Here is a 21143-nt window from a genome sequence, read left to right as displayed (position 1 = left end):
GCCGATGACGGCGCACGTGGGGCTGGCCGCGGGGGTCGAGGCGGGGGTGGGGAGCAGCCCTCGGCGGCCGGACGGACGGCTGAAGGTCACCGGGGAGTTCGCGTTCTCGTCGGACCTGTGGGCGGATCAGATGGTGTGGGGGGCGACGCTGCGCAGCCCGCATCCGCGGGCGCGGATCACCGGGATCGACGTCGGGCCCGCGCTCGCGATCGACGGCGTGCGGGCCGTGCTCACCCACGAGGACGTGCCTGGACGCAAGGTCTACGGCCTCGAAGTCGTCGACCAGCCCGTGCTGGCCTTCGACGAGGTGCGCTACCAGGGCGAGCCCGTCGCGATCGTGGCGGCCGACCATCCTGAGACCGCGGCCCGCGCCGCGGCGGCGATCCGGGTCGGGTACGCGCCGCTGCCGCCCGTCACGGACGCGGAGGCCGCGGTGCGCCCGGACGGGCCGCGCGTGCACGCCGACCGGCCGAACCTGCTGCGGCACGTGCCGATCCGCAAGGGCGACCCCGCGGCGTCGGCGGAGGTCGTCGTCAGCGGGGTCTACGAGGTCGGGATGCAGGACCAGGCGTTCCTCGGGCCCGAATCCGGGCTCGCCGTCCCCTCCGACGACGGCGGCGTCGACCTGTACGTGGCGACCCAGTGGCTGCACTCGGACCGGGGCCAGGTCGCCGAGAGCCTCGGCCTCGCCCCCGACAAGGTGCGGTTCACCCTTGCCGGGGTGGGCGGCGCGTTCGGCGGGCGCGAGGACCTGTCGATGCAGATCCACGCCTGCCTTCTGGCGCTGCGCACCGGCCGCCCCGTGAAGATGGTCTACGGCCGCGAGGAGTCGTTCTTCGGGCACGTCCACAGGCATCCGGCCCGTCTCTGGTACGAGCACGGGGCCGACGCTGACGGCCGCCTCGTGTACGTGAAGGCGCGCATCCTGCTCGACGGGGGCGCTTACGCCTCGTCGTCGCCCGCCGTGGCCGCCAACGCCGCGACGCTCGGGATCGGCCCGTACGACGTGCCCAACGTCGTCATGGACTCACGGGTCGTCTACTCCAACAACCCTCCGTGCGGAGCCATGCGCGGCTTCGGGGCCGTCCAGGCCTGCTTCGCGTACGAATCGCAGATGGACCGGCTGGCCGAGGCCGTCGGGGTGGACCCGGTGGAGATCCGGGTCCGCAACGCGCTCAAGGTGGGCGACCGGATGCCCACCGGCCAGATCGTCGAAGGGGCCGCGCCCGTGGCGGAGCTGCTGCGGCTGGTGCAGGGGCGGCCCGCGCCCGGCCCTGCCGCCCTCCTGCCCGGCGGCACCGCGAACACCACGCGCGGCGAGGGCGTCGTGCGCGGCGTCGGGTACGGGATCGGGATCAAGAACGTCGGGTTCTCCGAGGGCTTCGACGACTACTCGACCGCGCGGGTCCGGCTCGAACTCGTCGGCGACCGCCCTGCCGTGCTCGTGCACACCGCGGCGGCCGAGGTCGGGCAGGGCCTGGTGACGGTCCTCGCCCAGATCGCGCGGACCGAACTGGGCGTCTCCCAGGTGACGATCGCGCCCGCCGACACCTCGGTGGGCTCGGCGGGCTCCTCGTCGGCCTCCCGGCAGACCTACGTGACGGGCGGGGCCGTGAAGGCCGCCTGCGAGGCGGTCCGGGACCGGGTGCTGGCCGGGCTCGGCGACGGCCTGCGCCTCGCCGACGAGCACGTCGTGGACGCCTCCGGGAACCCCGTCGCACCGCTCGCCGACGTGCTCGGCGGCGGCCCCGTCGAGGAGACCGTCGAATGGCGGCACAAGACCACGTACCCGCTGGACCCCGAGACCGGCCAGGGCGACGCGCACGTCCAGTACGCCTTCGCCGCGCACCGCGCGACCGTCGACGTCGACGTCGAGCTCGGCCTGGTCCGGGTGGTGGAGATCGCCACCGCGCAGGACGTGGGCAAGGCCGTCAACCCGCAGGCCGTCGAGGGGCAGATCCACGGCGGCACCGCGCAGGGCCTCGGCCTCGCGCTGCTGGAGGAGATCCAGGTGGTGGACGGGGTTGTGCGCAATCCCTCGTTCACCGACTACCTGATACCCACGATCATGGACATGCCGCCGATGTCGGTGGACATCCTGGAACTCGCCGATCCCGACGCGCCCTACGGGCTGCGCGGGGTGGGCGAGCCCCCCACGATCTCCTCGACCCCGGCGGTCGTCGCGGCCATCCGAGCCGCGACGGGCACGGCCCTCACCCGGGTGCCCGTGCGCCCGGAGCACATCACAGGAACCGCATGCTAGAAGCCCTTTACACCGAACTCGACGGGCGGCTGGCCACGGCCGACGCCGAACTCACCGCGCGCTATCCGGGCGACAGGCCGGGCCGGCAGCCCGTCCACACCGTCTACGTCCCGGCCGACCGCGCCACCGCGGACCTGCCCTCGACCTGGGGGCGCGCGGCCCTGGCGGCGCTGGACGAGCACGGCCTGCCCTACCCGCCCGAACTCGACGCGCTGGTCCGCGCGAAGCTCGCCGACGAGCCGATCGAGGACCTCCGGATCGACTTCGAGGACGGCTACGGCCGCCGCGACGACGCCCAGGAGGACGCGCACGCCCGCGCCGCCGCCGAGATCCTCGCCGCAAGGATCACCCCGTTCTCCGGAATCCGGATCAAGTGCCTGGAGGCGGACCTGCGCCGCCGGGCCGTCCGGACCCTGAAGATCCTGCTGGACGAGATGGGCGGGGTGCCCGCGGGCTTCGTCGTCACCCTGCCGAAGGTCACTTCCGTCGCTCAGGTCGAGGCGATGGTCGCGGTCTGCGCGACGCTGGAGTCCACGCCGGGCGAGCTACGGTTCGAGATCCAGATCGAGACGCCGCAGTCGATCCTCGGCCCGGACGGCACCGCGCTCGTCGCGCCGATGATCCACGCCTCGGCGGGCCGCTGCACCGGGCTGCACTACGGCACCTACGACTACTCGGCCTCCTGCGGGATCGCCGCCGCCTACCAGGCGATGGACCATCCGGCCGCCGACCACGCCAAGGCGGTCATGCAGGCCGCGGCGGCGCTCACCGGGGTCCGGCTCAGCGACGGCTCGACCAACGTGATGCCGGTCGGCGCGCGGACCCGGGACGCCTGGGCGCTGCACTCCCGGCTGGTCCGCCGCTCGCTGGAGCGCGGCTTCTACCAGGGCTGGGACCTGCACCCCGCGCAGCTCCCGACCCGGTTCGCCGCGAACTACGCGTTCTACCGGGAGGGCGCCGAGGAGGCAGTCGCCCGGCTGGACGCCTACCTGAACCGGACGGAGAGCGGATTCCTCGACGAGCCCGCCACGGCCCGCGCCCTCGCGTCGTACCTTCGGCGCGCCCTGGACTGCGGCGCTTTGGCCCCGTCCGACCTCCCCTTCCCCACGTCCACTCTGGAGGGCCTGTGACGACGCCTGGAACGATCGGCGAAGGCGGCCCGCTGAAGGCCGTCCGCGCAAGGCGGGTGCTGCTCCCCGAGGGCGAGCGGCCCGCGACGGTGGTCGTGCGCGACGGGAAGATCGCCGAGATCCTCCCGTACGACGCCGCCGTCGAGGACGTCACCGACCTCCCCGAGCACCTCGTGCTCCTTCCCGGTCTGGTGGACACGCACGTCCACGTCAACGAGCCGGGCCGCACCCAGTGGGAGGGCTTCGCGACCGCGACCCGGGCCGCCGCCGCGGGCGGGGTCACGACGATCGTCGACATGCCGCTCAACTCGCTGCCACCGACCGTGGACGTGCCCTCCCTGGAGGTCAAGAGGAAGGCCGCCGAGGGCCAGATCCACGTCGACGTGGGCTTCTGGGGCGGCGCGATCCCGGGCAACGCGGGCGACCTCGCGCCGCTGCACGCGGCAGGGGTCTTCGGGTTCAAGAGCTTCCTCATCGACTCCGGCGTGCCGGAGTTCCCGCCCCTGGACCCGGCCGGCCTGGAGCAGGCCATGCGGACGGTCCCGGACGCGCTGTTCATCGTGCACGCCGAAGATCCGGAGCTGGTCGGCGAGTCCCGTCCGGCGTTCCCCGACTTCGTGGCGTCCCGGCCGCCGGAGGCCGAGGCCGCCGCCGTCCGGACCGTGATCGAGGCGGCCCGGCGGACCGGCGCGCGCGCCCACATCCTGCACCTGGCCGCCGCCGACGCCCTGCCTCACCTGCGCGAGGCGCAGGCCGAGGGGGTGCGGATCACCGCCGAGTCGTGCCCGCACTACCTGACGCTGCGCGCCGAGGACGTGCCGTCCCACGCGACCGAGTACAAGTGCTGCCCTCCGATCCGGGAGGGCGCCCACCAGGACGCCCTGTGGGAGGCGCTCAAGGAGGGCGTGATCACCTGCGTGGTCTCCGACCACTCCCCCTGCACGCCCGACCTGAAGGAAGGCGACTTCGCGACGGCCTGGGGCGGGATCGCCTCGGTCCAGCTCGGTCTGCCCGCCATGTGGACACAGGCCGTAAAACGCGACATTCCACTCAGTACTCTCGTTGAATGGATGAGCCGGGCGCCCGCCGATCTTGTGGGACTGCCCGCGAAGGGAAGGATCACGGTGGGGGCGGACGCGGATCTCGTCGCGTTCGCGCCGGACGAGGAGTTCACGGTGGACGCGGCACGCCTCTTCCACCGCAATCCCGTCACCCCGTACCACGGCAGGACCCTTCGCGGCGTCGTCCACACGACGTGGCTGCGCGGCACGCCGGCCGGCGGCGACCCCGCCGGACGGTTCCTGCACCGAGAGGAAAGCGTTGTTCACTGAATTGCTGGACCTGGCCTCACGCGCGATCGGCGGGACCGTCGTCTCCGCCAACGACGAGTTCTTCGCCGACCGCGAGAACCTGATCAATCCGCACCGCCCGACCTTCACCCTGGCGACCTTCGGGCACAAGGGCCAGATCTACGACGGCTGGGAGACCCGGCGGCGGCGCGAGCCCGGGCACGACCACGCGATCGTGCGCCTCGGCGTGCCCGGCGTGCTCCGCAACATCATCGTCGACACCGCCTTCTTCACCGGCAACTACCCGACCGAGGCGTCGGTGGACGGGTGCTTCCTGCCCGACTACCCGTCCGCCGAGGAGCTGGAGAAGGCCGCCTGGTTCCCGCTCATCCCCCGCTCCGAGCTGGAGGGCGACACCGAGAACTCCTTCCCGGTGCCGTCGGAGCGGCTGGTCACCCATGTGCGGCTGAACATCTACCCCGACGGCGGCGTCGCCCGGCTGCGGGTGCACGGCAGCCCGATCATCGACCCGGCGCTCGTCCCCGACGTGTTCGACCTGGCCGCCGCCGAGAACGGCGGCGCCGTCACCGACTGCTCCGACCGGTTCTACGGCTCGCCCAACCAGCTCCTGCTGCCCGGCCTCGCCGCGACCATGGGCGAGGGCTGGGAGACCAAGCGGCGCCGCGACGACGGCAACGACTGGGTCGAGGTCAAGCTGGCCGCCCCCGGCATCCCGCAGCTCATCGAGCTCGACACCTCGCACTTCAAGGGCAACTGCCCGGGCAGCGCGCAGGTGAGCGCGCTCGACGGGCCGGTGCTGCTGAAGCGCGTCCCGCTCCAGCCCGACACCCGGCACCGCTTCCGCGTCCCGGCCGGCCTGGTCACCGCCGACCGGCCGGTGGACGCGGTCCGGCTGGACATCTTCCCCGACGGAGGCATGGCGCGCTTCCGGCTGTACGGCACCCTCCCCCCGCAGTCCCGCGCGGACATGGCCGCGCGGTGGAACGGACTCCAGGAGGACTAGTGACCATCCCCGGCCTTCTGCTCGCCGCTGGGGCGGGACGGCGCTACGGCATGCCCAAGGCGCTCGTCCCGACTCCCGGCGACCCGGATCTGCTGCTCGTCGAGCACGGCGTTCGGACCCTGCGGGAGGCCGGGTGCGCGCCCCTGGTGGCGGTGCTCGGCGCGGAGGCGCGCCGGGTGCCGCCGCTGCCCGGCGTCATCGTCGTGGTGAACGCCGACTGGGCCTCGGGGATGGGCTCGTCGCTGCGGGCCGGCCTCGCCGCGCTGGAGGCCGACGCGGTGGTGGTGCTTCCGGTCGACACCCCGTGGATCACCCCGGAGGCCGTTCAGCGGCTCGCTGAGGGCGCGGGACGCGCGACCCTGCGCGTCGCGACCTATGAGGGCCGCCAGGGCCACCCGGTGGTCCTCGGCCGCGAGCACTGGGCGGGCGTCGCCGAGCTCGCGGTCGGCGACGTGGGGGCCCGGCCCTACCTGAGGCTGCACGAGCACGAGCGGGTGCCCTGCGACGACATCGCCGACGGCACCGACATGGACGTGCCCCTTGCGTGACGTCCTGGACGAGCTGCACGAGCTGTGGTCGGCGGGCCGCCCGGCGGGGCTCGCCACGGTCGTGGAGACCTGGAACTCCGCGCCGCGCCCGCCCGGCGCGGCCATGCTGGTGTCGGAAGCCGGCGAGGCCCTCGGCAGCGTGTCCGGAGGCTGCGTCGAGGGGGCCGTCTACGACCTCGCCCACGCCGCCGCCACCGATGCCGCCGCCGGACCCGTCCTCGAACGGTACGGGGTGAGCGACGACGACGCCCTCGCCGTCGGCCTCACCTGCGGCGGGACCATCCACGTCTACGTCGAGCGGATCAGCCCGGAGTCCTTCCCCGAGCTCGCGGGGGTCGTCGCCGACATCCGGGCCGGAACGCCCGTCGCCGTCGCCACCTGCGTGGAGCCCGCCGACGCCGCGGCGTTCGGACGCCGCATGGTGATCCGCGCGGACTCCGCCGAAGGCACCTTCGGCTCGGCCCGGCTCGACGAGGCCGCCATCGACGACGTCCGGGGCATGCTCGCGTCCGGGACCACCGGGACGCTGCGCTACGGCCGCGACGGAGAACGCCTGGACGGCGACCTCACCTTGGCCGTCCAGTCCTACGCGCCGCGGCCCCGCATGATCGTCTTCGGGGCGATCGACTTCGCCGCGGCCCTCGCCCGCGCGGGCTCGTTCCTCGGCTTCCACGTGACGGTCTGCGACGCACGTCCCGTCTTCGCGACCCGCCGCAGGTTCCCGGGCGCGGACGAGGTCGTCGTGGACTGGCCGCACAGATACCTCGCCGCGGAGGCCGCCGCGGGCCGGATCGACGGCCGGACCGTCCTCGCCGTCCTCACCCACGACGCCAAGTTCGACGTCCCGCTGCTGGAGGTCGCGCTGAAGCTGCCCGTGGCCTACGTCGGCGCGATGGGCTCGCGCCGCACCCACGCCGACCGCATGGCGCGCCTGCGCGCGACCTCGCTCACCGAGGCCCAGCTCGCCCGGCTGCACTCCCCGATCGGCCTCGACCTGGGCGCCCGCACCCCAGAGGAGACGGCCATCAGCATCAGCGCCGAGATCATCGCCGCCCGCTGGTCCGGCACCGCGGTCCCGCTGACGCGCGGCCTCGGCTCGATCCACCGCTGAGCTGAGCCGGCCGCAAGGTCAGACCTCGGCGACGGCCTCGTCGATGGGTGTGTCGCCCTGGATCAGCTCCAGGGTCTCCTGGACCCCGGTGCCCTGGGTCAGCAGGGCGGCGATGACCGCGGCGACGTCGGCGCGCGGGATCTCGCCGCGGCCGGTGGCCGGGGCGAGCCTGACCCTGCCCTGGGCGGGCTTGTCGGTGAGAAGGCCGGGGCGCAGGATCGTCCAGTCGAGGTCGCGGGTGCGCAGGTCGGCCTCCGCGGCCGCCTTGGCCTCGATGTAGGCGGCCCAGACCTCGTCCTTCAGCCGGTCCGGCATGGTGTCGGCGCCCATCGCCGAGATCTGCACGAGGCGCCGCACGCCCGCCCGCTCGGCCGCCGCCGCGCAGAGGATCGCCGCGTCCTGGTCGACGGTCTTCTTGCGCGCCGCGCCGCTGCCCGGGCCCGCGCCCGCGGCGAAGACCAGGGCGTCGAAGCCGGAGATCGCCTCGGACAGCTCCTGGACGGTCGCCCGCTCCAGGTCGAGCACCAGCGCGGACTGGCCGGCGGCCTCCAGGTCGGCCGCCTGGCCGGGATCGCGGATCAGGCCGACCGCCGAGCCGTCGGGCCACTGCTTGAGCAGGTGAAGGGCGATCTGGCCGTGTCCGCCCGCGATGACTATGCGCATGCCTTGATCATCGCAGGTCACAGATGGGGCTCCACGACCGACAGGACGAGTGTCGCCACCCTTTCCTCGAGTTCGGCGGCGGTCAGCGGGAGCGTGCCCTCGACCCAGCGGATCACCAGTTCGGCCGCGCCGCCGAGGGCGAAGAACATCGCGGTCTCGAAGCCCGTGGCGTCCGCCGGGTGCAGCTCGCCGCGCGCCTGCGCCGCGAACATCGCGTAGGTGGCGCGGCGCCTGCGCTCCAGCGCGGGGCTGCCCGCCGGCTCGGCCAGGCCCACCCTGGCGCGCCGCGGGTCGGCCGCGAACGCGCCGACGAACGCGCCGATCGCCCGGCGCAGGCGCAGCCGCGGATCGGGCTGTGCGGAGGCGGCCCGGTCGAGGTGGCGCACCAGGTCCTCCAGCGCGCGGTCGTAGACGGCCAGGAGGAGCGCTTCGACGTCGGCGAAGCTCGCGTAGAAGTACCTGTCGTTCAGCCCGGCCCGCGCGCACACGCCGCGCATGGTCACCGAGGCCCAGCCGCCGTCGCCCCACAGCTCCAAGGCCGCCGTCAGCAGCCGCTCGCGCCGCTCTGCCGTGCGCTCGGCCGCGGAGCGGCCCCGGTACGAACGTGTCGGAGATCCCATCGCCTCCCATCTTGACGCCTCGGCACCGGAAAACCATAGTCGGTGGCGGCTGCCACCAGATAATGGCGGGACAGCCGCCCGTCCGGCACCGCCCACAGGAGGAGTCATCTCGTGCAGCCCCTCGGTCCCACGTCCCTGACCTGGCGTTTCCTCGGCGACAACCGGACGCTGCTCACGGGCCCGCGCGCGGGCATCCTCCAGCTCATGCTCCCCGAACTCGGCCAGGGCGTCCTCGACCACTCGGTCTTCTTCTCCGACACCCTCGGCCGCCTCCTGCGCTCGGCCGGGCCGATCCTGGGCACCGTCTACGGCGGCCCCGACGCCCGCAAGACCGGCGCGACCGTCCGCGACTACCACCGCGACATCAAGGGCGCCATGCCGGACGGCGCCAGATACCACGCGCTCGACCCGGACATCTACTTCTGGGCGCACGCCACCTTCGTCGACCACCTCTTCTACTCGACCGAGACCTTCATCCGGCCCCTCACCAAGGCCGAGAAGGAGGCCATGTACCAGGAATCGAGAACCTGGTACGCGATGTACGGGGTGAGCGACCGGCCCGTGCCCGAGGACTGGGCGGGCTTCCAGGAGTACTGGGACGGGATGCTCGCCGAGCGCGTCACCGCCCACAAGTCGGCCCGCTACAGCGTCGGGTACGCCACCAAGGGCCTGCCCCGGCCCAAGCAGGTCCCGGCGGCGGTCTGGAGGGTCCTCGGCGCGCCCGTCAACGCCGTCGCGCGCTTCCTCACCGTGGGCGGGCTGCCGCCCAGGACCCGCGAGATCCTCGACCTGCCCTGGTCGGCCGCCGACGAGCGCCGCTACCAGGCCTTCGCCCGGACCGTCCGACGCGCCGACGGCCTGTGGAACGTGCTGCCCAAGGCGGTCCGCTACGCCCCGCACGCCCGCCGCGCCTTCTCCCGGGACGGCAGTCCCCGCTGACGTCAGGTTCCGCTGACGTCAGGTTCCGGCAAATCTTCGGTGAGGATTCGCCAAGCGGACGCGGTGCCGCCGCCCGGTCCGGGATCCTCGGCTCCCGGGATCGCGGACGGGACGGCGGGGGGACAGGGTGCGGCGCTGGACAAGGTGGGCGGCTTTGGGGCTCGGGGGCGCGCTCCTGGCGGGGTGCGGCCTCTTCGACAAGGCGCCTGAGGCACCCGCGCCGGGCACGCCCGCCGCGTCCGTCCCCGGCGACGGGTCCGCGGTCGTCAGCGGGCCGCAGCCGCGCGCCTGGACCCCCGAGCGGATCAGGCCCGGCGAGCGGCCTCCCCAGTTCGTCGTCCTGTCCTGGGACGGGGCGGGCACGGCGGCCGGGACGTTCGCGCGGGTCCGTCAGACCGCCCGCCTGAACGGGGCCACGATGACCTTCTTCCTTTCGGGGCTGCACCTGCTGCCCGAGCGGCAGCGGGACCTCTACCGGCCGCCTCACCGGCCCGCCGGCGCCTCCCGCCACGTCTCCCCCACCGACGCGCAGATCCGCGACACGATCCTCAACCTGGGCCTGGCCTGGCGCGAGGGCAACGAGATAGGCGCCCAGGTCAACGGGCGGCGCTGCGCCGGGGTCCGGCGCTGGACGGCCGCCGACTGGAAGTCCGAGATCGAGCAGTCCGTCGGGTTCGTCGGGGCGTGGAAGACCCACACCGGCTTCACCGACCTACCGCCCCTGCCGTTCGACCCCGCCGCCGACCTCGCCGGAGGACGCGCCCCCTGCCCCGGCGGACCGCGGGCCCTGCGCAAGGCGGCCCGGCAGCTCGGCTGGAAGTACGACGCGGGAGGCACCGGCCGCCAGGTGTGGCCGCACCGGGACCGGGGCCTGTGGCGCCTGCCCGTCCAGACCCTCCCGCTGCCAGGACGGGCCCGCGAGGTGCGCGGCACCGACCTCGACCTCTTGCGCGTCCAGGTCCACCGCGGCCGGCACGGCAGCGCCCACCTCAGGCCGCGCTGGCGCAAGCAGGCGGGCGCGGTGCTCCAGGCGGGCTTCGAGCGCGCCTACCGGGGCAACCGGGCGCCCCTGATCGTCGGCACGCATCTCGCGCACTGGAACGGCGGCATCTACCTCGAAGCCGTCCAGGAGCTCCTCACCCGCAACGCGCGCCGGCCCGACGTCCGGTTCGTCTCCTACCGGCAGCTCGTCGAGTGGCTCGAACTCCAGGACCCGGCGGTCCTCGCCAGACTGCGGGCGCTGCCCGTCGGCAAGGCGCCCGCACGCGGCTGGCCCCGCTACCTGGCCCCCGCCTCCCCAGCGGCGGACGGCGGGAAAATCAGGTGACAGCCGGTACCGCGACCCACACCATGGGTTCATGAAGCACTGGCCTCTCTTCGGACTCCGGGTGCGCACCCCGCGCCTGGAACTCCGCCTGCCCCGCGAGCACGAACTCGACGCGGTCGCGGAGGTCGCCGCGGCCGGCATCCACCCGCCGGACGCCATGCCGTTCAGCGTGCCGTGGACCTCCGAGCCGCCCGAGCAGGTCGCGCGCAGCGTCGCGCAGTTCTACTGGACCCGGCTGGGAAGCTGGAAGGCCGAAGACTGGAACCTCCCTCTCGCCGTCTTCGCCGACGGCGAGCCGATCGGCTTCCAGGACGCCTTCGCCCGCGGATTCCGGACCGCCCGCCACGCCGAGACCGGCTCCTGGCTGGGCCTGGCCTCCCACGGCCGCGGATACGGCACCGAGATGCGCGCGGCGGTCCTCGCGCTCGTCTTCGCCGGCCTCGGCGCGCGGACGGCGGGCAGCGCGGCCCATACCGACAACGCGGCGTCCAACGCGATCTCGCGGCGGCTCGGCTACCGCGAGAACGGCATCCGCTTCTCGGCGATCCAGGGCCGCCGGGTCGAGGACACGCTGTACCTCCTGGACCGGGAGTCCTGGGCGGCGCACCGCACCGTCGAGGCCGAGATCACCGGGCTCGGGCCGTGCCTGCCGATGTTCGGCCTCTCCGAGGACGCGGCCGTCGCCGAGCCATGAGCGGCGGCCCGCCCGGGGCTCAGTCGCGGTAGAGCTTCGCGGCGTAGGTCTCCGGGGCGTAGTACGCCTCCAGCTCCGCCAGGCTCTCCTCGGTCTTCTGGGTGTCCTTGACCAGCCGCGCGTTCGACGGCAGCGCGTCCGGGTCCCAGGTCTCGGGGAGCCAGAGCCCGGAGCGCAGGAAGGCCTTGGCGCAGTGCAGGAAGATCTGCTCCACCGCCACCTCGACGGCCAGGACCGGCCGGTGCCCCTTGACGACGAGGTCGTCGAAGTAGGGGGCGTCGCGCAGCAGCCGGGCCCTGCCGTTGACGCGCAGGGTCTCGTTGCGGCCCGGGATGAGGAACAGCAGCCCGACGTGCGGGTTGGAAAGGATGTTGCGGTAGCCGTCGGCGCGACGGTTGCCGGGGCGCTCGGGGATCGCCAGGGTGCGCCGGTCGACGACGTGCACGAACGAGCCCGTGGGGTCGCCCTTAGGGGAGGCGTCGAGGAGTCCTTCGGCGTTTCCCGTGGCCATCACCAGGAACGGGGAGGCGGCGATCCACTCCAGGTCCCGGTCGTGCAGCTCGACCCGCTCCTTGGCCACGGCCCGGGGCATCGGCTCACCAAGGAGTTCGCGCAGTTCCGCCTCGGACGTGATCTCACTCATCAGACCATCCAAACAGATCGGAAAGACCCGGGCACTCCATTAAAGTATGCCCGGACTCGGACGGTGTGACAGGAGTGAAGCATGGTGGATCCCCTGCGGGCGGGCGACCCCGCGGCGATCGGGCCCTACACCCTGGCCGGGGTCCTCGGCGAGGGTGTCCGGGGCACCGTCTACCTGGCCCGGCGGGACGGCGTCGACGTCGCCGTCAGGCTCATGCCCGCGGGGTCCGCCCCCGACCCCGAGGCCCTCGCCCGGTTCGTGGACGAGCTCAGCGCGGCCAAGGAGGTCGCCCGTGCCCGTACCGCGCGGGTGCTCGACGCCGGAGCGGACGGCGAGCGGCCCTACGTGGTCAGCGAGTACGTCCACGGCGTCTCCCTCCAGGACTCCGTGGCCCAGGAGGGGCCGTGCGGCGGCGCGGTCTTGGCCCGCCTCGCGGTCGACACGCTGACGGCCCTCACCGCGATCCACGCCGCCGGGATCGTCCACCGCGACTTCAGGCCGGCCAGCGTCCTGCTCGGCGACGACGGGCCGCAGGTCGTCGACTTCGGGATCGCCCGCGCCCTCAACACCACGGCGCACAGCGCCGACGTCGGATCACCCGCCTACATGTCGCCCGAGCAGGTCGCGGGCCGCGAGCTGACCTTCGCGTCCGACCTGTTCTCCTGGGCGTCGTCGATGCTGTTCGCGGCCACCGGCGCGCCCCCGTTCGGCACCGCCGAGACCGGCGACGTCGCCCACCGCATCCTGCACGACGAGCCCGATACCGGGGTGCTGCCGCAGCCGCTGCGCGACGTCGTCGCGGCCTGCCTGGCCAAGGACCCCGAGGCGCGGCCGAACGCCGACGACGCGCGGGCCTCCCTGGCCGGGGGGTTCGTGACCGAGACGGCAGGGCAGAGCGCCGAGCGGTCGCCGCGGGCCACCCGCACCCTGCCCGGGAACTCGACCGCCGCGGAGGCCGCCGAGCGGGAGCCTTACCCGTTCGAGATCGGCCCCGCGCCCGGCGAGAGCGACGCCCTGGCGGGACGCGGCCCGACCCTCGTCATCTTCGCCTTCATCGCGCTGATGATGGCCGTCTCCGTCACCGGCTGGGCCCTCACCCGCGACTCCGGCGCGAGCACGACCCCCTCCGTCACCGTCTCTCCGGTGCCGACCTCGGACCGTGATCGCGGCGGCCCCCAGGTGATGCCGCCCGACGAAAGCGCGGAAGGGCCTTCGGCGAAACCGTCGGACGACCCGTCGGACGACCCGTCGGACAAAGCATCGGACAAACCGAAGTCCAAGCCCTCGAACGGCGCGACGACCCCCGCACCCTGATCCCGAACGGAAATCGACGCCGCCCCCGACGTCCCTTTCACAGAACTGCGCCTGAAATTTTCGGACAAGATCGTACGAATGGCGCTTTCGCAGTAAGGTCGGACGGTTGGTTACGGCAGGTGCGCCGAGCCATGAGCCGGGTGAATCGGGAGTCGGGGGATGGCTGAGGCGCGGGAGCTGCGGACCGGGGACCCCGCGTCCGTCGGACCGTACGTGTTGCTGGGGCTGCTCGGCGAAGGCGGCCAGGGATCGGTCTACCTCGCCGAACGCGACGGCGTGCGGGTGGCCCTGAAGCTGCTGCACACCCGCTTCGCCGACGACGGCGACGCCCGGCGCAGGTTCGTCCGGGAACTCGAGGCGGCCAAGAAGGTCGCGCGGTTCTGCACCGCCCACGTCCTCGACGCCGACCTCGACGGCGACCGGCCCTACATCGTCAGCGAGTACGTGCCGGGGGTCTCCCTCCAGGACCTCGTCACGGCCGAGGGGCCCCGCGTCGGCGGCGCGCTCGAACGCCTCGCCATGAACACCCTCACGGCGCTGGCGGCGATCCACCAGGCCGGGGTGGTGCACCGCGACTTCAAGCCGCAGAACGTCCTCATGGGCCCCGACGGCCCCCGCGTCATCGACTTCGGCATCGCCCGCGCGCTCGACGCGACCACCCAGAGCCAGGCCGTCGGCACCCCCGCCTACATGTCACCCGAGCAGCTCAACGGGCTCCCCCTGACGGGCGCCTCCGACCTGTTCTCCTGGGGCGCCAGCATGGTCTTCGCCGCGACGGGCGCCTCCCCCTTCGCCGCCCCCGAGATCGGCACGATCCTGCACCGGATCATCGCCACCCAGCCCGATCTCTCCGCGCTGCCGGAGCCGCTGCGCGGCGTCGTCGCGGCCTGCCTCGCCAAGGACGCCGCGGCCCGCCCGTCGGCCGCCCAGGCGCAGGCCGCGCTGCTCGGCGCGGCCCCCGCGCCCACCGCGCCCGCGCCGCAGACCCCGCGGGTTCCGGTTCCGGGCCCGCCTCCGCAGCCCCACGCCGACACCGCTCCCCCTGCCGCGCACCCGCAGCCGTACGCCCGCACCGTTCCCCCGCAGGCGCGGACCGCCCCGGAGCCGTACCCGTTCGAGGTCGGGCCGCCGGAAGGCGGGCGCAACGCGCTGTCGGGCCGCAGGTCGGCCCTGGTCGTCGGGGGCGCGGTCGCCGCGGTCCTGGTCCTCGGAGTCGGCGGGTGGGCGCTGACCAGGGACGGCGGACAGGCGGACAAGACCCTCACCTCCGCCGACCAGGCGGACACGACCACGACTCCGCCCGGCGGCGTCGACGCGGACGCGCAGATGGGCCAGGGTCCGAACGGCGGGGCGCCGGAGCCCGGGACGTCCCCGACGGAAAGCGCCAAACCGAAGAAGAAGGGCAAGAACGGCAAGGGCGGCGGCACCGCCAAGCCGAGCGCGAACGCGTCCCCCAGTTCTTCCGCGGGCACCGACGGCACCGCGGACGGCGGCTCGGGCGACGGCACCGGCTCCGGCACCCAGGAGTCCACCGCGCCCGCCCCCGTCGAGACGACCACCAACCCCGCCCCCGCCGCCCCGGCGCCCGCCACCACCGCCAACCCCTACACCGCGGCGCAGGTCTGCGGCTCGGGCTACGCCGTCCAGCGCTCGGCGTCCTTCTCCGGCGGCACCGTCTACCAGCTCTACAGCAACTCCACCAAGAAGAACTGCGCGGTCGCCCTGAAGAACACCTCGGTGGGCGCCAAGACCACCGTCTGGGTCACCCTCAGCCGGCAGTCCGACGGCACCGCGGTCACCGACCGCGGCTCCTACGGCTACTACGCCGGCCCCGTCTACCTCTCCGCTCCCGGCGTGTGCGTGAAGATCGCCGGTGGCGGCGCCGCAGGCCAGATCGCCACCGGCTGGGCCAACTGCGACTGACCCCCTGCACCGAACTTCCGCGGCCGGGATCATCCAGGCCGCTTTCGGCCTTTTCCGCTGATCGCGGCCCTTGTGGTGCGCGAATCCACCGTCGAGCTGCTCGGGTGAGCGGTGGCAAGGCGAAAGCCCCCGTCCGGGGGGACGGGGGCTTTCGGTGGTCACTGGCCGGGCGCGGGGCGCCCGGAGCGTGATCAGACCTGGCCGGCCTTCTCCAGGGCGGTGCAGCAGGTGTCGGTGATCATGCGGGTGACGATGTACGGGTCCATGTTGGCGTTCGGGCGGCGGTCCTCCAGGTAGCCCTTGCGCTCGATCTCGACCTGCCAGGGCAGGCGGATGGAGGCGGCGCGGTTGGACACGCCGTAGGAGAACTCGCTCCACGGCGCGGTCTCGTGGGCGCCGGTGAGGCGGTCCTCGATGCCGGCGCCGTAGGCCTTGACGTGCTCCAGGAACTTCTCGCCCAGCGCCTCGCACGCGGTGATGATGGGGTCGTAGCCCTCGCGCATCGCCTGGGTGGAGAAGTTGGTGTGCGCGCCGGCGCCGTTCCAGTCGCCCTTGACCGGCTTGGACTCGATGGAGAGGACCACGCCGTGCTTCTCGGCGATCAGCGCGAGGAGGTAGCGGGCGACCCAGATGTGGTCGGAGACCTCGACCGGGCCGGCGGCGCCGATCTGGAACTCCCACTGGCCGGGCATCACCTCGGCGTTGATGCCGGAGATCGTCAGACCGGCCTGGAGGCAGGCCTCAAGGTGCTCCTCGACGATCTCGCGGCCGAAGGCCTTGTCGGCGCCGATGCCGCAGTAGTACGGGCCCTGCGGGCCGGGGAAGCCGTGCTCGGGGAAGCCGAGCGGACGGCCGTCCTTGAAGAGGGTGTACTCCTGCTCGATGCCGAACCACGGGTCCTGGCTCGCGTACTTCTCGGCGATCGGCGTGAGCAGCGCGCGGTGGTTGGTCGCGTGCGGGGTGCCGTCGACGTTCAGGACCTCGGCGAGGACCAGGACGTGCTCGCCACCGCGGACCGGGTCCGGGAACACCGCGACCGGCTTGAGCTGGCAGTCCGAGGAGGTGCCCTCGGCCTGGTTGGTGCTGGAGCCGTCGAAGCCCCAGATCGGCAGGTTCTCGAGCTTGGCCTTCTCGGCACTGTCAAGGATGCGAGTCTTCGACCGCAGCTGGGCGGTGGGCTCGGTGCCGTCGATCCAGATGTACTCAGCCTTGACCTTGCTGCTCATGAGTGTCCTTGCCGTGTGCGAGGGATGTGACTCCGGGGTTCTGCCTACGGAGGATTTTGCTGAGCCGCGATTTCGCGTCGATTGCCCTTGTGTAAACCCGAAGTTAACTCGGCATCGTTCCAACATGCCTGAGCAGGGCGGTTACGGTTTGGTATAGACCAGTGTCCGTACCGCCGAGGGCCCGGAACCGGGCCGCGAGCAGGGTTTTCAGCGGTGTGCGGGGACGAACCCGCCGAAGGAACCATGAACATACAGCAAGGGTGTGGCTCCCGTCACGTCGGCGGAGAGAACGTAGCCGACCTCCAGGGTGTGGTCCCCCAGATCGAGCCGATCGTAGGTGCGGCACACGAGTTGGACGGCGGCCCCGTCGATCAGCGGCGCCCCGTGCGGGCCGGTGCGCCAGGACGTCCCGGTGAACCGGTCCTCGGGGCCCGCGCCGAAGCGCTCGGCGATCTCGCGCTGGTCCTCGGCCAGGATGTTGACGGCGAAGTACGGCAGGCGGCTCAGGGCGGGGAAGGTCCGGGAGGAGTGCGCCGCGTAGTACGAGACCAGTGGCGGCGCCTGGCTCACCGCGGCGAAGGAGGTCGCGACCAGTCCTATGGGGCCGTCCTCTGTGTGCCCGGTGATCACCGCGACGCCGGTCGCGTGCGCGCCGAGCGCCTCGCCGTAGACGTCCGGGGCGACGCCTCGGCGGGCGTTCAGATCGGCGATCTTCGAGGGCGCCGCGGTGCCGTCCTGGGGGCGCCGGCTCAGCCTTGTGCTCATGCGCCCCACTGAAGCAGTCGCCGGGCCATTAAGTCAATATTTCCTACCTAGTTAATAGGCATCTAGGATCCGGATCACACGGTGCCGGAGATCCAGGAGGATCGATGTCGGACGAGAACAAGAAGGTCGTCGAGGAGTTCCTCGCCGCGCTGGAGGCCTTCGACCTCGCGGCCGCCGAGCGGCTGCTCGCCCCTGGCGTGCTCTACCAGAACGTCCCGCTCCCGCCCGCCCGCGGCAGGGGGGCGACCATGCGCCAGCTCAAGCTGATGATGAAGCACCTGACCGCCTTCGAGGCGGTCAACCACGACATCGCCGTCAATGGCGACACGGTGCTGACCAGCCGCACCGACGCGCTGGTCCGCGGCAGATTCCGCGCCGAGTTCTGGGTCGCCGGAACGTTCCGCGTCCGGGAGGGCCGGATCGTGCTGTGGCGCGACTACTTCGATTGGACGACCTTCGCCTTCGCGGGCCTGAGAGGGCTCGCGGGGCTCGTGCTGCCCGGGGCGAGGACCACCCGCCCGGCAGGCCCCCGCACCGCGCCCGAATAGGCATTCAGAGCGCCGGATGCGGACTCTGTCCGGTTCCGGCCGCGGAAATTGGCCGAGGCCCGCCCCCCTGCTCGGGGAGACGGGCCTCGGGGGCTCGCGGGGTCGGCCACTGGGCCGCGGCGGACGGCCGGCCGACGGACTACCGGACCTGCTAGGCCGGGTAGTGGCGCTCGGGGGAGCCGACGTAGATCTGGCGCGGACGGCCGATCTTGGTCGTCGGGTCGTTGATCATCTCGCGCCACTGGGCGATCCATCCGGGGAGGCGGCCCAGCGCGAAGAGCACGGTGAAGGCGTTCACCGGGAAGCCCATCGCCTTGTAGATGATGCCGGTGTAGAAGTCGACGTTCGGGTACAGCTTGCGCTGCACGAAGTAGTCGTCGGTCAGGGCGACCTCTTCGAGCTGCATGGCGAGGTCCAGCATCGGGTCGTTGACGCCGAGGGTGTCCAGGACCTTGCGGGTGGCCTTCTTGACGACCGCGGCGCGCGGGTCGTAGTTGCGGTAGACGCGGTGCCCGAAGCCCATGAGCTTCACGCCGTCTTCCTTGTTCTTGACCTTGTTCACGAAGGCCTTGACGTCCCCGCCGTCGGCGTGGATCTTCTCCAGCATCTCCAGCACGGCCTGGTTGGCGCCGCCGTGCAGCGGGCCCCACAGGGCGTTCACGCCGGCCGAGACCGAGGCGTAGAGGTTGGCGTGGGAGGAGCCGACGAGCCGCACCGTCGAGGTCGAGCAGTTCTGCTCGTGGTCGGCGTGCAGGATGAACAGCATGTCGAGGACCTTGGCGACCTCGGGGTCGACCTCGTACTTCTCGGTCGGCAGGCCGAAGGTCATCCGGAGGAAGTTCTCGACGTAGCCGAGGGTGTTGTCCGGGTAGAGCAGCGGCTGGCCCACGGAGGTCTTGTAGGCGTAGGCCGCGATCGTCGGGAGCTTGGCCAGCAGCCGGATCGAGGCGAGGTCGACCTGCTCGGGGTCGAACGGGTCGAGGCTGTCGGGGTAGTACGTCGACAGCGCGCCGATCGCCGAGGACACGACCGCCATCGGGTGCGCGGAGCTGGGGAAGCCGGAGAAGAACGAGCGGAAGCGCTCGTGCAGCAGCGTGTGGTTGGTGATCTTGTCCTGGAAGTCGGTGAGCTGGGCCGGGGTCGGCAGCTCGCCGTTGATGAGCAGGTAGGAGACCTCCAGGAAGGAGGACTTCTCCGCCAGCTCCTCGATCGGGTAGCCGCGGTAGCGCAGGATGCCCGCGTCACCGTCGATGTAGGTGATCTCGGACGTACAGGACGCCGTGTTGACGAACCCGGTGTCCAGGGTCACGTAGCCGGTCTCGCTCAGGAGCTTGCCGATCTTGAGCCCGCCCGGGCCCTCGGTCGACTCGGTCACCTCAAGAGGCAGCCGCCCGTCTTTGTGGTCAAGCCCGAAGTCGGACATGTTTCTCCCGCTCTCCCGTTATCCGTTCGGTGTCCGTCTGGTCGGACCCGTACTGCTGGGACTCCCAGTCTGCCGCGTGACCGTGGATGGCCGGTCCGGACGGGATTCCCTGCGGAAGCGTAAACCTCTCACCGTACGGAACCGCAAGGCGGCCTGGGTGACCTACTTCACAAGTCCGTAACGTGCGGCTCAGACCGTGGGTTCCGCGCTGCGCAGCTTCGGCTGGGCCGCGAGGAAGGACAGCAGGAGCTCGCGGGTGAGGGCCAGGCCCATCTCGCGCTGCTCGGGGGTGACGGTCTCCAGGACGGGGTTGTACTCCACGTTCCGGCGCAGGAGCAGCTTCAGGTCGTCCTCGGCGATCGCGGCGGAGCAGGCCGCGCAGACCCGCCACGGGGTCGTGTAGTGGTAGGTCCGGTCGCCGACGCGCAGGGTCACCGGCCGGTCAGGGGTGATCGTCCAGACGTTGACGAAGCCCTCGGGCCGCGGCGACTCGATGCCGCAGCAGTCGCAGCCGACGTCGAGCGGCTCGTCGGTGAGGTCGGCGAGCGCGGGCAGGGCGGCGTGGTCATAGGAAACGCCCGGGAGCACAGGGTGCTCGAACCGGATTCCGGCCAGTTCTCCGTCCGCCCAGTCCTCGCTGAAGTCGAGCGGGGCGTCACACTCGAGACAGACCATCTGGATCGCGGTTTCCAACAGAAAGCACCTCCTGGACCACATGACGTGCGAACCCTAATCAAGGTCGCACTATGTCCAACCGCGGAACGTCTCATGGGCATTCCATGACCAGGGTAAAGGATGAACGCCTCCCGATCTTTGCCCGGTTGACCAGGCACGTCCCGTCGACCTGCCCGGGGCGCCGGATTTTTTACCGAACGGCGCGCGGGAACCGCGAAAATGCGCGGACGATCCGCCGGGGCGGCCCGCGCGGGCGCATCGCGGAAACGCGGGGTTAAGGCAGCAGGGCGAGCCGGTGCGCGGCGAACAGGAGGTTCGCGTGGAACGGGGCGGTGAGCTCCGCGCGCGGCACGGACTCCAGCTCGGCGAACGCGGGGCGCAGGATCTTCGACGCGGTCGGCAGGGGCAGCGTGCTCACGACGACCTCGCCTTCCTCCAGCACCCGGCGGATCTCGGCGCGCATCCCCATCATGTCGGTGACCGCGACGAGCTGGACGGGAAGCCCCGCCGACAGGGAGATCGACAGGGCGTGGTGGCCGCTCCCGTCGGGGTAGCGGTACTCGACCAGGTACTGGGTCCGGTCGAGGGTGCCGTCCTCGATCGAGCAGGCGTCGACGGCCTTGGCCAGGCCCAGGTCGGCGGTCCAGGCGGGCGGGGCGGGCAGGAGCGGCCCCGAGAGGTCCGCGGCGGCCTTGGCCGCGGACGGCCTGTGCTCCTCGGGGCCGACGGCGGCCATCACCGCGAGGAAGGCGTGCGCGCCGGGGGTGCCCGCGCGGCGCAGCACCTTGATCAGGTCGCTGTAGGCCTTGCCGAGCGCCTCGGCGTCGGGCGCGGCCTGGCTCAGCTCGCCGAGCTGGGCCGAAAGCCACAGCTCGGCGGCCAGCGCGCCGTCCCGGCCGAGGAGTTCCGCGCCGGCCCGCACGTACAGGTCGTAGACGGGCAGCAGCCCGGGCAGCGCCAGCTTCGGAGGTCCGGGCACGACCCGGAAGAGGTTGTTCCCGTCGGTGCTCACGCGCCC

Annotated in this window: 20 protein-coding genes; 12 read left to right on the top strand and 8 right to left on the bottom strand. The window is 72.5% G+C overall.

Annotation, left to right across the window (positions count from 1 at the left end):
• Positions 1 to 4 precede the first annotated feature (4 nt).
• Genes pucD through ACYVOM_RS18370 form a run of 6 tightly spaced genes read left to right on the top strand, consistent with a single transcriptional unit; the run spans position 5 to position 7365 of the window.
• Positions 5 to 2263 (top strand): xanthine dehydrogenase subunit D, encoded by a 2259-nt coding sequence (gene pucD / locus ACYVOM_RS18395; RefSeq protein WP_460304631.1) that lies wholly within the window; start codon positions 5 to 7, stop codon positions 2261 to 2263.
• The gene (locus ACYVOM_RS18390; RefSeq protein ID WP_460304630.1) at positions 2257 to 3393 is read left to right on the top strand and encodes a DUF6986 family protein; all 1137 of its coding nucleotides are present in this window, start codon (positions 2257 to 2259) and stop codon (positions 3391 to 3393) included. The genes pucD and ACYVOM_RS18390 overlap by 7 nt, the downstream gene beginning before the upstream one ends.
• Positions 3390 to 4724, top strand: coding sequence for an allantoinase AllB (gene allB / locus ACYVOM_RS18385; protein WP_460304629.1), 1335 nt, complete (start codon positions 3390 to 3392; stop codon positions 4722 to 4724). Before ACYVOM_RS18390 ends, allB begins: the two co-directional genes overlap by 4 nt.
• The gene (gene alc / locus ACYVOM_RS18380) at positions 4714 to 5706 is read left to right on the top strand and encodes an allantoicase (RefSeq protein ID WP_460304628.1); all 993 of its coding nucleotides are present in this window, start codon (positions 4714 to 4716) and stop codon (positions 5704 to 5706) included. Before allB ends, alc begins: the two co-directional genes overlap by 11 nt.
• A complete protein-coding gene (locus ACYVOM_RS18375; RefSeq protein ID WP_460304627.1) occupies positions 5706 to 6254 on the top strand; it encodes a nucleotidyltransferase family protein in 549 nt (182 codons plus the stop codon). Before alc ends, ACYVOM_RS18375 begins: the two co-directional genes overlap by 1 nt.
• Positions 6247 to 7365, top strand: coding sequence for an XdhC family protein (locus ACYVOM_RS18370; RefSeq protein WP_460304626.1), 1119 nt, complete (start codon positions 6247 to 6249; stop codon positions 7363 to 7365). The genes ACYVOM_RS18375 and ACYVOM_RS18370 overlap by 8 nt, the downstream gene beginning before the upstream one ends.
• An 18-nt stretch (positions 7366 to 7383) precedes the next feature.
• Here ACYVOM_RS18370 and ACYVOM_RS18365 read toward each other — a convergent pair whose 3' ends face one another.
• Both ACYVOM_RS18365 and ACYVOM_RS18360 read right to left on the bottom strand, forming a co-directional pair.
• Positions 7384 to 8028, bottom strand: a complete 645-nt coding sequence (locus ACYVOM_RS18365; protein WP_460304625.1) for an NAD(P)-binding oxidoreductase — start codon at positions 8026 to 8028, stop codon at positions 7384 to 7386.
• Between the two features lie 17 nt (positions 8029 to 8045).
• The gene (locus tag ACYVOM_RS18360; protein WP_460304624.1) at positions 8046 to 8648 is read right to left on the bottom strand and encodes a TetR/AcrR family transcriptional regulator; all 603 of its coding nucleotides are present in this window, start codon (positions 8646 to 8648) and stop codon (positions 8046 to 8048) included.
• A gap of 111 nt (positions 8649 to 8759) precedes the next feature.
• On the opposite strand from ACYVOM_RS18360, the gene ACYVOM_RS18355 reads away from it, so the two are divergent.
• From ACYVOM_RS18355 to ACYVOM_RS18345, 3 genes are all read left to right on the top strand, one after another.
• Entirely contained in the window at positions 8760 to 9587 is an 828-nt protein-coding gene (locus ACYVOM_RS18355) for an oxygenase MpaB family protein (RefSeq protein WP_460304623.1), read from the top strand.
• 154 nt (positions 9588 to 9741) lie between these two features.
• Positions 9742 to 10914, top strand: coding sequence for a polysaccharide deacetylase family protein (locus tag ACYVOM_RS18350; RefSeq protein WP_460304622.1), 1173 nt, complete (start codon positions 9742 to 9744; stop codon positions 10912 to 10914).
• Between the two features lie 31 nt (positions 10915 to 10945).
• On the top strand, positions 10946 to 11608 hold the full coding sequence (locus ACYVOM_RS18345; protein WP_460304621.1) for a GNAT family N-acetyltransferase: 663 nt from the start codon (positions 10946 to 10948) through the stop codon (positions 11606 to 11608).
• A gap of 19 nt (positions 11609 to 11627) precedes the next feature.
• On the opposite strand, the gene ACYVOM_RS18340 is transcribed toward ACYVOM_RS18345, so the two are convergent.
• Positions 11628 to 12251, bottom strand: coding sequence for a pyridoxamine 5'-phosphate oxidase family protein (locus ACYVOM_RS18340; protein WP_460304620.1), 624 nt, complete (start codon positions 12249 to 12251; stop codon positions 11628 to 11630).
• An 81-nt stretch (positions 12252 to 12332) separates the two neighbouring features.
• Between ACYVOM_RS18340 and ACYVOM_RS18335 the strand changes: the two genes are divergently transcribed.
• On the top strand, positions 12333 to 13565 hold the full coding sequence (locus tag ACYVOM_RS18335; protein WP_460304619.1) for a serine/threonine-protein kinase: 1233 nt from the start codon (positions 12333 to 12335) through the stop codon (positions 13563 to 13565).
• A gap of 159 nt (positions 13566 to 13724) precedes the next feature.
• Complete coding sequence (locus ACYVOM_RS18330; RefSeq protein WP_460304618.1) at positions 13725 to 15488, top strand: protein kinase domain-containing protein; 1764 nt, start codon at positions 13725 to 13727, stop codon at positions 15486 to 15488.
• A 191-nt stretch (positions 15489 to 15679) separates the two neighbouring features.
• On the opposite strand, the gene glnII is transcribed toward ACYVOM_RS18330, so the two are convergent.
• The gene (gene glnII, locus ACYVOM_RS18325) at positions 15680 to 16714 is read right to left on the bottom strand and encodes a glutamine synthetase GlnII (protein WP_460304617.1); all 1035 of its coding nucleotides are present in this window, start codon (positions 16712 to 16714) and stop codon (positions 15680 to 15682) included.
• A gap of 207 nt (positions 16715 to 16921) precedes the next feature.
• Complete coding sequence (locus ACYVOM_RS18320; RefSeq protein WP_460304616.1) at positions 16922 to 17479, bottom strand: flavin reductase family protein; 558 nt, start codon at positions 17477 to 17479, stop codon at positions 16922 to 16924.
• 104 nt (positions 17480 to 17583) lie between these two features.
• Between ACYVOM_RS18320 and ACYVOM_RS18315 the strand changes: the two genes are divergently transcribed.
• Positions 17584 to 18027, top strand: coding sequence for a limonene-1,2-epoxide hydrolase family protein (locus ACYVOM_RS18315; RefSeq protein WP_460304615.1), 444 nt, complete (start codon positions 17584 to 17586; stop codon positions 18025 to 18027).
• Between the two features lie 151 nt (positions 18028 to 18178).
• On the opposite strand, the gene ACYVOM_RS18310 is transcribed toward ACYVOM_RS18315, so the two are convergent.
• The 3 genes from ACYVOM_RS18310 to ACYVOM_RS18300 all read right to left on the bottom strand — a co-directional run bounded on the left by ACYVOM_RS18310 (position 18179) and on the right by ACYVOM_RS18300 (position 21137).
• The gene (locus ACYVOM_RS18310; RefSeq protein WP_460304614.1) at positions 18179 to 19450 is read right to left on the bottom strand and encodes a citrate synthase; all 1272 of its coding nucleotides are present in this window, start codon (positions 19448 to 19450) and stop codon (positions 18179 to 18181) included.
• Positions 19451 to 19639: 189 nt separating this feature from the next.
• Positions 19640 to 20143: a hypothetical protein gene (locus ACYVOM_RS18305; RefSeq protein WP_460304613.1), complete on the bottom strand. Its 504-nt coding sequence runs from the start codon at positions 20141 to 20143 to the stop codon at positions 19640 to 19642.
• A gap of 256 nt (positions 20144 to 20399) precedes the next feature.
• A complete protein-coding gene (locus ACYVOM_RS18300) occupies positions 20400 to 21137 on the bottom strand; it encodes a hypothetical protein (RefSeq protein WP_460304612.1) in 738 nt (245 codons plus the stop codon).
• Positions 21138 to 21143 lie beyond the last annotated feature (6 nt).

This window comes from Actinocorallia aurea (assembly GCF_054783995.1).
This window is presented reverse-complemented; position numbering and strand designations above follow the sequence as displayed.

What these genes read in the sequence shown, in the direction of transcription:
- ACYVOM_RS18315 (WP_460304615.1), top strand. Translation starts at nt 17,584, where the DNA reads ATGTCGGACGAGAACAAGAAGGTCGTCGAGGAGTTCCTCGCCGCGCTG.
- ACYVOM_RS18320 (WP_460304616.1), bottom strand. Translation starts at nt 17,479, where the DNA reads ATGAGCACAAGGCTGAGCCGGCGCCCCCAGGACGGCACCGCGGCGCCC.
- ACYVOM_RS18330 (WP_460304618.1), top strand. Translation starts at nt 13,725, where the DNA reads ATGGCTGAGGCGCGGGAGCTGCGGACCGGGGACCCCGCGTCCGTCGGA.
- ACYVOM_RS18360 (WP_460304624.1), bottom strand. Translation starts at nt 8,648, where the DNA reads ATGGGATCTCCGACACGTTCGTACCGGGGCCGCTCCGCGGCCGAGCGC.
- ACYVOM_RS18340 (WP_460304620.1), bottom strand. Translation starts at nt 12,251, where the DNA reads ATGAGTGAGATCACGTCCGAGGCGGAACTGCGCGAACTCCTTGGTGAG.
- pucD (WP_460304631.1), top strand. Translation starts at nt 5, where the DNA reads ATGACGGCGCACGTGGGGCTGGCCGCGGGGGTCGAGGCGGGGGTGGGG.
- ACYVOM_RS18310 (WP_460304614.1), bottom strand. Translation starts at nt 19,450, where the DNA reads ATGTCCGACTTCGGGCTTGACCACAAAGACGGGCGGCTGCCTCTTGAG.
- ACYVOM_RS18365 (WP_460304625.1), bottom strand. Translation starts at nt 8,028, where the DNA reads ATGCGCATAGTCATCGCGGGCGGACACGGCCAGATCGCCCTTCACCTG.
- ACYVOM_RS18390 (WP_460304630.1), top strand. Translation starts at nt 2,257, where the DNA reads ATGCTAGAAGCCCTTTACACCGAACTCGACGGGCGGCTGGCCACGGCC.
- ACYVOM_RS18345 (WP_460304621.1), top strand. Translation starts at nt 10,946, where the DNA reads ATGAAGCACTGGCCTCTCTTCGGACTCCGGGTGCGCACCCCGCGCCTG.
- ACYVOM_RS18335 (WP_460304619.1), top strand. Translation starts at nt 12,333, where the DNA reads ATGGTGGATCCCCTGCGGGCGGGCGACCCCGCGGCGATCGGGCCCTAC.
- glnII (WP_460304617.1), bottom strand. Translation starts at nt 16,714, where the DNA reads ATGAGCAGCAAGGTCAAGGCTGAGTACATCTGGATCGACGGCACCGAG.